Consider the following 11,451-nt stretch of genomic DNA (forward strand, 5'->3'; position numbering starts at 1 on the left):
GCGGAGCGAACTCCGTCATCACCGCCACCGCCCCACCGAACTCCCCGCCCGCGGAGAGCCCCTGAAGCGCCCTCAGGAAGGTGAGCAGCCAGGGCGCCAGAGCGCCGGCCGTCTCATACGTCGGCAGCACGCCGATCAGTGTCGTCGCGCCCGTCATCAGCCCGATCACCAGGATCAGCACCGGGCGGCGGCCGATCCGGTCGCCCAGCCGCCCGAACAGCGCCGCGCCGACGGGCCGGAAGAAGAACGCCAGCGCGAACGACGCGTACGTCTTCACCAGCGCCTCGACCTCGCTGCCGCCCTCGGGGGTGAAGAAGCGCGCCGCGATGATCGTGGCGAAGTAACCGTAGACGCCGAACTCGTACCACTCGATGAAGTTGCCCACCGATCCCGCGACCAGGGCCCGCCGGGACCGAACCGTGCCCTGATCCTGGAAAGTCGCCTTCATTCCCAAGAGTATTGACGGTCGGTGACTCACAGGGGAGCCGGACACGGAACCTTCGCGTCGACCGTCCGTGCCGGCGGCACTCGGTGTCACCCGACACGGCAACAGGTCGCCCGACAGGCCACCGCTCGGGCAACGGGACGGCTACGCTCGGGCCTGTACGTCGTTCGGGCGACTTGGGGAGGTAGCGGGATGACGGAGGTAGGGCCGACGGCGGCCGCCTCGGGATCCCTGTGGGAGCGCGACCACGAAGTCGCCGCCGTCACCCGGGCGGTCGACACACTCTGCGCCGACCGCTCGTCCTCGGGTGGCCTGCTGATGTTCCGGGGGGAGGCCGGACTCGGCAAGACCGCGCTGCTCGCCGAGACCCGCCGCATCGCCGAGGAACGCGGCTGCACGGTGTGGTCGGCCCGCGGCGGCGAGACCCTCAGGTCCGTCCCCTTCAACGTCGTACGACAACTGCTCCAGCCCGCCCTCGTGTCGCTGCTGCCCGAGGAGGCCCGCGAGTACCTCGGCGACTGGTACGACATCGCCGGCCCCGCCCTCGGCATAGCGGACCCCGGCGGGCGGCAGGCCGACCCGCAGGGCGTGTGCGACGGACTCGTCGCCGCCGTGCGCCGGCTGGCCAGGCGGGAATGGCCGCTGGTGCTGCTGATCGACGACGCCCACTGGGCCGACCAGGAGACCCTGCAGTGGCTGGCCGCGTTCGCCGAGCGGCTGCACGATCTGTCCGTGCTGGTCGTGGTGGCCCGCCGGCCGGGCGAGGCCGGCGGTGAGAGCGCCCGCCACCTGGACGCGGTGGCCGCCGCCGGGAGCCGTCCCGAGACCACGCTGAGCGCCCTGACCCCGGACGCCACCGCCGGACTCACCCGCACCACCGTCGGCCAGCACGCCGACGCCCCGTTCTGCCGCGAGGTCTGGGCCGTCACCGGCGGCAACCCCTACGAGACCGTCGAACTCCTCGCCAAGGTGCAGGACAGCGAGCTGGAGCCGACCGAGCCCTCGGCCGGCGAACTGCGCGCCCTGAACCGCTCGGCCCGCGGCGGCGGCCTGGTCGCCCGCCTGGAAGGGCTCGGCATCGACGCCACCCGGTTCGCCTGGGCGGCCGCCATCCTCGGTACCGGCATCTCCGTCGACCTGGTCGCCCAACTCGCCACCATGGGCCACGACGACGCGGTGCGCTGCGCCGAACTGCTGCGCAGCGCCCGTATCCTCACCGCCCCCGACCCGGCGAACACCCGGCCCGGCGGCGGCGACCTGGAGTTCGTCCATCCGCTGATCGCCACCGCCGTCTACAACTCCATCCCGGACGCCCTGCGCACCGCCATGCACGGCATCGCCGCCCAGATCGTCACCGACTCCGGACTCGGCGCCGCGGCCGCCTCCCGCCACCTGCTCCAGGTCCACCCGGACGACGACGCCGAACTCGTCGACCAACTGCGCGAGGCCGCCCGCGAGCACCTCGCCGTCGGCGCCCCGGAAGCCGCCCGCCGCTGCCTCGAACGCGCCCTCGAGGAGCCGCCCCGGCCCGAGGTCCACGCGCGCGTGCTCTACGAGCTGGGCTGCGCCGGCCTGCTGACCGCGCCCGCCACCACCATCGGCCACCTGGGGGCCGCACTCGCCATGCCCGGCCTCGACGGTCCCGCCCGCGTCGACGCCGTCTTCCGCCTCTCCCAGGCCCTGCTCCACAACGACCAGCTGGAACAGGCCGTCCGCACCGTCGAGGCCGAGGCCGCCCGGCACGAGGAGGGCCCCGCCCGGATGCGGCTGCGGGCCGTGCAGTACATGTGGGAGGGCATCTACGCGGGCGAGGCCGCCACCCCCGGCCGCTCCCAGCGCCTCGCCGAGCTGGCCCGCACCTGTACCGGCCGGGACAACTCCGAACGTGCCCTGCTCATCCTGCGCGCCTTCGACGCCATGACCCACGGCGAGAGTGCCGAGGAGGTCGTCGAGCTGTGCGACCGGGCCCTCGTCAACGGCCGGCTCGCGCCCGGCCTCGGCTGGACCGACACCCAGTGGGGCGTCGAACTGCTGATGATGCTGGGCAGTTCCTACGCCTACGCCGACCGGCTCGACCGCGCGGAGAACCTCTTCGCCGAGGCGCTGCGCACCTACACCACGGCCGGCTGGAGCGGCGGCCACCTCGCCCTGGCCAACGCCTTCCTGGGCCTCGCCTTCCGCCGCCAGGGCCGGCTGAAGGACGCCGAGACCGTGCTGCGCGAGTCGCTGCGGCTGGCCGAACGGGTCGGGCGCGGGCTGCCCCTGTACTGGTCGGCGACCTGCGGACTCGTCGACACCCTGCTGGCCCGCGGCCATGTCGAGGAGGCCTGGACGACGGCCGAGACGTACGGCTTCGCCCCGCCCTACCCGTCGACCATCGTGCTGCCCGACACCCGTTCCGTGCGCGGCCGGCTGCTGCTCGCCGTGGGCCGCACCGAGGATGGCGTCAACGAACTGGAGGCGGCCGAGAAGGCGGCGGCCGCTCGTGGCGGCCACAACCCGGTGCTGGCCCCCTGGACCGTCGACCTCGCTCTCGCCCTCGCCACCGAGGACCCGGCCCGCGCAGGGCGGCTCGCCGCCGACGCCCGCCGCCAGGCCGAGCGGTTCGGCACCGACACCGCCATCGGCGAGGCCCTGCGCTGCGCCGCCGCCCTGGAGACCGGCCAGCGCAAGGTACGGCTCGCCGCGCAGGCCGTCACCTACCTGGAGGCCTCACCCTGCCAGTACGAACACGCCGCCGCCCGCATCGAGTACGGCCTCGCCGCCCGCTCCACGTCCGAGCTCAACCGGGGTCTGACGCTGGCCCGCTCGTGCGGGGCGGACGGCCTGGCGATGCAGGCGCGGCAGGGGCTGGCGGAGCTGGAGGGGTAGCTACGGCGTTACGACCAGCAGGGTCACTGTGCTGTGCCGTCCTCCTCCGCCAGCACCCGCTGGGCCGTCGCGAACGCCGAGTTCGCCGCCGGCACCCCGCAGTACACCGCCGTCTGCAGCAGCACGGCCCCGATCTCCTCGGGCGTGAGCCCGCCCCGGCGGGCCGCCCGCACATGCATGGCCAGCTCCTCGTAGTGGCCGTGCGCGACCAGCGCGGTCAGCGTGATCATGCTGCGCTCGCGGCGGGAGAGCGTCGGGTCGGTCCAGATCTCGCCCCAGGCGTAGCGCGAGATGAAGTCCTGGAAGCGGGCCGTGAAAGGGGTCTGCCGTGCCTGCGCCCGGTCGACGTGGGCGTCGCCGAGCACCTCCCGGCGGACCTCCATGCCGCGTCGGGCGGCTCCGTCGAAGTGCGCCCGCAGGGCGGTCAGAACCGCCTCGGGGCATTGCGCGGGCGCCAGATGCGAAGCCCCCGGGATCTCCACGAGCGCGGCTCCCGGCACGGCGTCCGCGATCTCCCGCAGATGCGCGGGCGGCGTCGCCGGATCGTCCCGCCCGGCGATCAGCAGCGTGGGCGCGGAGATCTGCGCGAGCCGGTCCCGCAGGTCGAAGGCGGCGAGCGCGTCACAGCAGGCCGCGTACGCCGCCGGGTCGGCGTCCCGGTGGTCCTGGACCAGCCGGGGCACGGTGAACCCCGGTGTGAACCAGCGGGCGGCCGCGCCCTCGGCGAGCGAGGCCAGTCCCTCGCGGCGCACCAGCGCGGCCCGCTCCTCCCACGGCTGCGCACCGTTGAAGTGGGCCGACGAGCAGATCACGGCCAGGGACGACACCCGCTCCGGGTGATGCACCGCCAGCTGCAGGCCCACCGCACCGCCCAGCGACACACCGGCGTACGCGAACCGCTCGACACCGAGCGAGTCGGCGAGCGCGAGCACCAGGTCGGCGAGGTCACCGACGGTGGCGCCGGGCCCGATCAGTTCCGCCGCCGAACCTCCGTGTCCCGGCAGGTCCCAGCGGACCACCCGGTGGGTGACGGACAGCTCGGGCGCGACCCTGTCCCACAGGGCGTGGGAGGTGCCCAGCGACGGCCCGAGCAGCAGTGGGGGAGCCGAAGCGGGGCCCTCGGCCCGGTGGTTGAGGAGTTTCCCGATCAACGTCGCTCCAGAGAAAGGTCGGTGAGGGTGCCGGCGGAGCCGGTGTAGTGGGTGGGGTCGGTGAGCTCGCGCAGGTCGGTTCCCTTCAACTCAGGCTCCTCGGCGAGGAGTTCGGCGAGCGGGCGTCCTTCGGTGGACGTGCGCCCGGCGAGCCGCGTGAGCAGCTCCTTCGCTCGGGCCCGCCCCAGCAGCGGAGCCAGTTCGGCGGACAGCCGCTCCGAGACGATCAGTCCGTGCGTGAGATCCAGATGCTCCCGCATGACGTCCGGGTGGACCCGCAGCCCCTCGGCCAGGTCGGCGGCGTCGCGTGCGGCCCCACCGGTCAGTCGCAGCAGATCCCGCAGCGGCTCCCACTCCGCGTGCCAGGCCCCGGCCGGCCGCTCGTCCTCGGCGGCCGGCGCCCCGTAGAGCGTGGCTGCGAGCTGCGGTGCGCGCCGCGCTGCGGCGGCGATCAGGGTGGACCGTACGGGATTGGCCTTGTGCGGCATCGCCGACGAACCCCCGCCACCGCTCTCCGTGACCTCGGCGATCTCGGTGCGGGACAGGGTGAGCACATCCACGGCGATCTTGCCGAGCGCCCCGGCCGTGAAGGCCAGACATCCGGCGAGGTCGGCGATCGGCGTGCGCAGCGTGTGCCAGGGCAGGACCGGTGGCCGCAGGCCGAGTTCGCGGGCGTACGCCGCCGGCAGGGCGGTCGGCTCGCTCACCCCGTACGCGCCGAACGCCGCCAACGTCCCGGCCGCCCCGCCGAGTTGAGCGGGCAGCCCGTCCCGTACGGCCGCCACCCGGTCCCGTGCGTCCAGTACCAGCGACCGCCAGCCGGCCGCCTTCAGCCCGAACGTCGTCGGGACGGCGTGCTGGGTGAGGGTGCGTCCGGGCATCACGGTGTCGCGGTGCTCGGCGGCCAGCCGGGCCAGCGCCCGCTCCACGCGGGCGAGATCGGCCAGGACGAGGTCCAGGGCGCGCGTCGCGACCAGCATCGTCGCCGTGTCCATGATGTCCTGGCTGGTCGCACCCCGATGGACATACGGCCCGTACTCCGCACCGACCGCCTTCGTCAGGTCGGCGACCAGCGGGATGACCGGGTTGCCGCCCCCGCGGGCGCGCTCCGCCAGCGACCGTACGTCGAAGCGGTCGGCGTGGGCCGCCTCGGTCACGGCCGTGGCGGCCTCGGCCGTGGCCAGTCCCAGCGAGGCCTGTGCGCGGGTCAGGGCGGCCTCCGCGTCGAGCAGCGCCTGGAGGTATGCGGTGTCGCTCGTCGCGGACGCGGCAGGGGAGCCTGCCCACCCAGGGGCGAGCAGGCCGGGTTCGGGAACGGCTGGGGGCACCTCCCGCCCGAAGGGTGGGTGAGTCACCGGAACTCCAGGAAGACCGTCTCGCCTTCGCCCTGAAGGCGGATGTCGAAACGGTAGGTGCCGTCGCCGTCCGCGCGGGCGATCAGCGTGTCGCGGCGCGCCTCGGGCAGCTGGGACAGCAGCGGGTCCGCGGCGAGCGCGGCATCGTCGCCCGGCAGGTAGATCCGGGTGAACAGGTGAACGAGCAGCCCGCGCGCGAAGACACACACGCTGAGGTACGGTGCGCTCTGCCCGCGTGCCCCGGGCCGCAGCGTGCGCGCGGTCCAGTGACCGTTGACGTCGGTCTGGATGCGGCCCCAGCCGGTGAACTCCACCCCGTTGCGCCCCAGGAAGCCGCCGCCGGCCGGGTCGCGCCGCATCGATCCGTCGACCTGCGGCAGGTCGCCGTCCGGGTCGGGGCCCCACAGCTCCACGAACGCGTCCGGCAGCGGCTTGCCCTCGCCGTCGAGCACGTAACCCTGCAGGGCGATGGTGTCCGGGTGGCCGACCGGGGCGATGTCGCCGCCGCCGGGGAAGGGCAGGGCGTGGCCGTAGAAGGGGCCCACCGTGTGCGACGGAGTGGGGAGCACGGTCTCCGGGCGGCTCGTGTCGATCTTCGTCATGGCAGGTCAGCGCCCTTCCTCGAGCCAGGTGGCGTTCGGCCCGTCGAGCACGATGTCCCAGTGGTAGCCCATCGAGAACTCCGGGACCGACAGGCTGTGGTCGTACGTCGCGACCAGCCGCTGCCGGGCCGCGTCGTCCGTCACCGACTGGATGATCGGGTCGTACGGGAACAGCGGGTCGTTCGGAAAGTACATCTGCGTCACGAGCCGCTGGGTGAACGCCGTACCGAACAGCGAGAAGTGGATGTGGGCCGGCCGCCAGGCGTTGAGGTGCTGGCGCCACGGGTAAGGGCCCGGCTGAACGGTGGTGAATGTGTAGCAGCCGCTGTCGTCGGTCAGCGTGCGGCCGACACCCGTGAAGTTGGGGTCCAGCGGGGCGTCGTGCTGCTCGCGCCGGTGGGCGTACCGGCCCGCCGAGTTGGCCTGCCAGATCTCGATCAGCTGGCCCCGGATCGGGCGACCGCCCCGGTCCAGCAGCCGGCCGGAGACGGTGATGCGCTCGCCGATCGGCTCGCCGGTGTGCTGCCGCGTCAGGTCGTTGTCGATCTCGGTGATGTCCCGCTCGCCGAAGGCGGGGGAGGCCAGCTCCACCAGCTCCGGATCCCTGGCCACGTCTATCGCGACCAACGGCTGCTTGGGGTGCCGCAGCAGCGAGGAGCGGTACGGGGCGTAGTCGCGGCGCGGATGGTGCTCGACGGGACCGCCGTCGGCGACCCGCTTCTCGTACGCGGCGTGCTCGGCCGCGATCTCCTGGTCGATGTCGTGCTGGGTGAGAGCCATGAGGTTCCTACTGTTCGAGCTTCGCAGCGGTCCTGACGGTGATCGACAAGCCCCATCTCTTCCGATCTCCATTGCTCAGGGCACTGAGCAATTCAGTGAACTTTCCTTCACGTTTCCACTCGTGTCCGCCGACGTCAAGACCTGAGGCTACGCTCCGCTCGATGACCGGCCTGCTGAAGACAGGCGCACCATGGCGCGATATCGTCAGTGCACTGACCGAATCGACCACGGGGAGCGGACATGGCCGCGGTGGACCTCGCCAACCACCCCGGGCACCTGGCCCGGCGATTGCAGCAGGCGCACCACCTGCTGTGGAACACGATGGTCTCCGAGGAGATCACCTCGCCGCAGTTCGCCGTCCTCAACGCCCTCGTCGACGAGCCGGACCTGGACCAGCGCACGGTGGGGGAGCGGGTGGGGCTCGACCGGTCCACCACCGCCGAGGTGATCAGCCGGCTCGGCCGCCGGGGGCTGCTGGACAAGGTCCGCGACCCGCAGGACGGCCGCCGCTTCCTGCTGTGCCTGACCGAGGAGGGCCTGCGCACCCATCGCAAGCTGTCGGTGCGCACGGCCCGGATGAACCAGGTCTTCCTGGCTCCGCTCTCCGCCGCCGAGCAGACCCAGTTCCTCGGTCTCCTCCGCCGGGTCTCGGACGCCGTCGAGGAGCTCCGCAACCCCGTGGAACCCTTCGTCGCCCAGCCCTGATCAGGCCTTTGCCAGCACCACCCACACCTGGCCCGTGGCGAAGTTCACCGGCGCGCCCCGCTCGGTCGTGAACCGGGTGTCGTCGTCGGCCGACGCGCGCTTCCAGTGCACGTCGTACGCCCTCCCGTCACGCAGCACCGTCGCCTTCCCCGAGCCGACGGTCTCGGTGTACGGCGTGTTGTTGCCCCGGGAGTCGAAGTACTCGGACGGGCGCAGCCGCACGTACTGCACGACGACCGTCGCGGGAGCCACCCGCGCGCCGTCGGTCGTCACCATGGCCGTCCCGTCCATCGCGACCAGATAGCGGTCGTGGTCCTCGGACCAGGTGAAGGTGAAGCGGGCCGCCGGGTAGCGCACCGTCCGGGTCGTCTCCGCCGTGCCGCCGGCCGGCGGGGCGCCGTAGGTGAAGCCGGGGGCGAGAGCGTCCGGACCCGGAGCCGAGGGCAGCAGTCGCAGCGGGCGCAGATACAGGTTGTGCGGGGCGGGCCTTTCCTTGGCGCGGTAGTAGGCGCCGGGCGTGCGGTCGGGCGGCTCGGCGCGCAGCGGCGCCCGGTCGATCAGCGGCAGCAGCTTGCGCTGTGCGCCGGAGAAGGCGAGCGTGGGCCGGCCGAACTGGCGCAGCAGTTCCAGATCGCTCTCGCGGGCGCTGCGCACCGGCCCGACGGTCTCCGGCAGCCTGGTCGCGTACACCGCCATCAGCCGGCTCAGCCCGCCCTCGACCTGCTCGACGTACACGATGTCCGCTTCGCCCAGGCCGGTGTGCGGCCGCGCCCTGCGCGCGTTGTCGATCTTCACGGCGAGCACCGAACCGACATCGCCGATGTCACTGTCCTCCGGGCTCGGCACCGGCTCCGGCTCCGGCACGGGCGGCGGCCGGTCGTCGGGCGGTGGTCCGCCGCCGTTCGTGCAGCCTGCTGTCAGGACGGCCGTCATCGCCGCGGCCAGCAGCACCGCCGTCCTGGCGGCACGCCGCACCCGCGCCCTGCGCTCCATGCCCACCGTCGCCACCCACCCACTCCCGCGTCCCTGATTGTGCGCTTATCGGCTCATCGCTCGCCATACCTGAGCAGATCCGGTCACTCGGCGGTGCGAGATGCGCCAACGGCTCGCAGTGAGTACTCCGATCGGCCCAGGCGGGGCCGCGCGGTTCGACACGGGTGGCCCGGGTACCCGGGCGGCACCGCAGGACGGGCAACCGTGGAGGCGACGGAGGGAGCGCGGGGCGATGAGGGCTGTGACATGGCAGGGCAAGCGGGACGTCCGGGTGGAGAACGTGCCCGATCCGCGGATCGAGGAGCCGACCGACGCCGTCATCCGTATCACCTCGACCGGGCTGTGCGGCTCCGACCTGCATCTGTACGAGGTGCTCACACCGTTCATGACGCCGGGCGACATCCTCGGCCACGAGCCCATGGGCATCGTCGAGGAGGTCGGGCCCGGCGTACCGGACCTGGCGGCGGGCGACCGGGTCGTCGTGCCGTTCCAGATCGCCTGCGGCAGTTGCTGGATGTGCCTCAACTCGCTGCCCACCCAGTGCGAGACCACCCAGGTGTCCGGCGAGGGCATGGGCGCCGCCCTGTTCGGCTACACCCGTCTGTACGGTGCGGTACCGGGCGGCCAGGCCGAGTACCTGCGGGTCCCGCAGGCCCAGTACGGCCCGATCAAGGTGCCGGAAGGCCCGCCCGACGACCGGTTCGTCTACCTCTCCGACGTCCTGCCCACCGCCTGGCAGGCGGTCTCCTACGCGGACCTGGCCCAGGGCGGCAGCGTCGCGGTGCTCGGGCTCGGCCCGATCGGGGACATGGCCTGCCGGGTCGCCCAGGTCCGGGGCGCCGGGCGGGTGTTCGGGGTGGACCTGGTCAGCGACCGGCTGCGGCGGGCGCGGGCGCACGGCGTGGAGACGTTCGACCTCAGGGTCTTCGACAGCGAGAAGGAGCTCGTCGCCGCGATCCGTGACCAGACCGACGGCCGCGGCCCCGACGCCGTGATCGACGCGGTCGGCACCGAGGCGCACGGCAGCCTGGCGGCCCGGCTCGCCCAGCAGGCCTCCACGATGCTGCCCCGGAAACTGAGCGGCCCGCTCGCCGAACGCTTCAGCGTCGACCGGCTCGCCGCCCTGCACACCGCCATCGAGCTGGTGCGCCGCGGCGGCACCCTGTCCCTCGTCGGCGTGTACGGCGGCACCGCCGACCCGCTGCCGATGCTCACCATGTTCGACAAGCAGCTCCAGATCCGGATGGGCCAGGCCAACGTACGCCGCTGGAGCGACGAGATCCTGCCCTATCTGACCGACGAGGACCCGCTCGGTGTCGACGACTTCGCCACCCACCGGCTGCCGCTCGACGAGGCGCCGCAGGCGTACGACATGTTCCAGCACAAGCGGGACGGTGCCGTGAAGGTGCTGATGCGGCCCTGACTCGGGCCTGGGGCGGCTCAGGCCTGGGGCGGCTCAGGCCTGGGGCGCGAAGATCTCCGCGAGGTCGTAGCGCACCGGCTCCTCCAGCTGGGCGTAGGTGCAGCTCTCCGGCGTCCGGTCCGGGCGCCAGCGGCGGAAGCGGGCCGTGTGCCGGAAACGCACCCCGTTCTCCATGTGGTCGTACGCCACCTCGCACACCCGCTCCGGCCTGAGCGGCACCCAGGACAGGTCCTTCTTGCCCGCCCAGCGGCTCGGCGCGCCCGGCAGCCGCGCCGCCTCGTGCGCCTCCTCCTCGGCCCAGGCCGCCCACGGATGCCCCGAGACGTCCATGCGCAGCGGTTCCAGCTCCTCCACCAGTTCGGCGCGCCGCTCCATGGAGAACGCCGCGGACACGCCCACGTGCTGGAGCGTGCCCCGGTCGTCGTACAGGCCGAGCAGCAGGGAGCCGACGACCGGGCCGCTCTTGTGCAGGCGGTACCCCGCGACGACGACGTCCGCCGTGCGCTCGTGCTTGACCTTGTACATGGCCCGCTCGTCCTGGAGATAGCGCAGCGTGAGCGGCTTGGCGATCACTCCGTCCAGGCCCGCTCCCTCGTACTGCCGGAACCACTGCCGCGCCACCTCGATGTCGGTGGTCGCCGGCGCCACGTGCACCGGGGCCCGCACCCCGGACAGCGCCATGACCAGCAGCGCACGCCGGTCACCCAGGGGCTTGTCGAGGAGCGACTCGTCGGCCAGTGCCAGCAGGTCGAAGGCGACGAAAGAGGCCGGTGTCGTCTCCGCCAGCATCCGCACCCGGGAGCCGGCCGGGTGGATGCGCTCGGTGAGCGCGTCGAAGTCGAGCCGCCCCTCCCGCGCGATCACGATCTCCCCGTCCAGCACACAGCGCTCCGGCAGCCGCTCCTTCAACGCCGCCACCAGCTCTGGGAAATACCTGGTCAACGGCTTGGTGGTCCGGCTGACGAGCTCCACCTCGTCCCCGTCGCGGAACACGATCGCCCGGAACCCGTCCCACTTGGCCTCGTAGTGCATGCCCTCGGGGATCTTCGCCACGGACTTGGCGAGCATCGGCTTGACGGGCGGCATCACCGGCAGATCCATGGTTGGATTCTGCGCCACGCGGGCG

General features: G+C 73.0%; 10 protein-coding genes. 3 read left to right on the top strand and 7 right to left on the bottom strand.

The annotated features are described in order from the left end of the window. The coding region (locus StrepF001_RS36020) for an MFS transporter (protein WP_165396477.1) at window positions 1–448 on the bottom strand (448 nt) is incomplete at its 3' end. 189 nt (window positions 449–637) lie between these two features. Between StrepF001_RS36020 and StrepF001_RS36025 the strand changes: the two genes are divergently transcribed. Continuing rightward, window positions 638–3,316 (top strand): tetratricopeptide repeat protein, encoded by a 2,679-nt coding sequence (locus StrepF001_RS36025; protein ID WP_129802381.1) that lies wholly within the window; start codon window positions 638–640, stop codon window positions 3,314–3,316. A gap of 23 nt (window positions 3,317–3,339) precedes the next feature. Here the strand turns inward: StrepF001_RS36025 and pcaD are convergent, their stop codons facing one another. Genes pcaD through pcaH form a run of 4 tightly spaced genes read right to left on the bottom strand, consistent with a single transcriptional unit; the run spans window position 3,340 to window position 7,204 of the window. Then, window positions 3,340–4,467, bottom strand: a complete 1,128-nt coding sequence (gene pcaD / locus StrepF001_RS36030; protein WP_206307041.1) for a 3-oxoadipate enol-lactonase — start codon at window positions 4,465–4,467, stop codon at window positions 3,340–3,342. Continuing rightward, the gene (gene pcaB / locus StrepF001_RS36035; RefSeq protein ID WP_129802382.1) at window positions 4,464–5,822 is read right to left on the bottom strand and encodes a 3-carboxy-cis,cis-muconate cycloisomerase; all 1,359 of its coding nucleotides are present in this window, start codon (window positions 5,820–5,822) and stop codon (window positions 4,464–4,466) included. The genes pcaD and pcaB overlap by 4 nt, the downstream gene beginning before the upstream one ends. Beyond that, window positions 5,819–6,424: a protocatechuate 3,4-dioxygenase subunit alpha gene (pcaG, locus tag StrepF001_RS36040; RefSeq protein WP_129802383.1), complete on the bottom strand. Its 606-nt coding sequence runs from the start codon at window positions 6,422–6,424 to the stop codon at window positions 5,819–5,821. Before pcaG ends, pcaB begins: the two co-directional genes overlap by 4 nt. 6 nt (window positions 6,425–6,430) lie before the next feature. Beyond that, window positions 6,431–7,204, bottom strand: a complete 774-nt coding sequence (gene pcaH, locus StrepF001_RS36045) for a protocatechuate 3,4-dioxygenase subunit beta (protein ID WP_129802384.1) — start codon at window positions 7,202–7,204, stop codon at window positions 6,431–6,433. A 240-nt stretch (window positions 7,205–7,444) separates the two neighbouring features. Between pcaH and StrepF001_RS36050 the strand changes: the two genes are divergently transcribed. Next, on the top strand, window positions 7,445–7,909 hold the full coding sequence (locus tag StrepF001_RS36050) for a MarR family transcriptional regulator (RefSeq protein WP_129802385.1): 465 nt from the start codon (window positions 7,445–7,447) through the stop codon (window positions 7,907–7,909). On the opposite strand, the gene StrepF001_RS36055 is transcribed toward StrepF001_RS36050, so the two are convergent. Continuing rightward, window positions 7,910–8,902, bottom strand: a complete 993-nt coding sequence (locus StrepF001_RS36055; protein ID WP_129802457.1) for a DUF3048 domain-containing protein — start codon at window positions 8,900–8,902, stop codon at window positions 7,910–7,912. A 232-nt stretch (window positions 8,903–9,134) separates the two neighbouring features. On the opposite strand from StrepF001_RS36055, the gene StrepF001_RS36060 reads away from it, so the two are divergent. Beyond that, window positions 9,135–10,325: a zinc-dependent alcohol dehydrogenase gene (locus StrepF001_RS36060; RefSeq protein ID WP_129802386.1), complete on the top strand. Its 1,191-nt coding sequence runs from the start codon at window positions 9,135–9,137 to the stop codon at window positions 10,323–10,325. A 33-nt stretch (window positions 10,326–10,358) separates the two neighbouring features. Here StrepF001_RS36060 and StrepF001_RS36065 read toward each other — a convergent pair whose 3' ends face one another. Beyond that, on the bottom strand, window positions 10,359–11,426 hold the full coding sequence (locus StrepF001_RS36065) for an ATP-dependent DNA ligase (RefSeq protein ID WP_129802458.1): 1,068 nt from the start codon (window positions 11,424–11,426) through the stop codon (window positions 10,359–10,361). Between the last annotated feature and the right edge of the window lie 25 nt (window positions 11,427–11,451).

The organism is Streptomyces sp. F001, assembly GCF_004187715.1.
In the GTDB taxonomy this organism is placed as follows: Bacteria; Actinomycetota; Actinomycetes; order Streptomycetales; family Streptomycetaceae; genus Streptomyces; species Streptomyces flavusporus.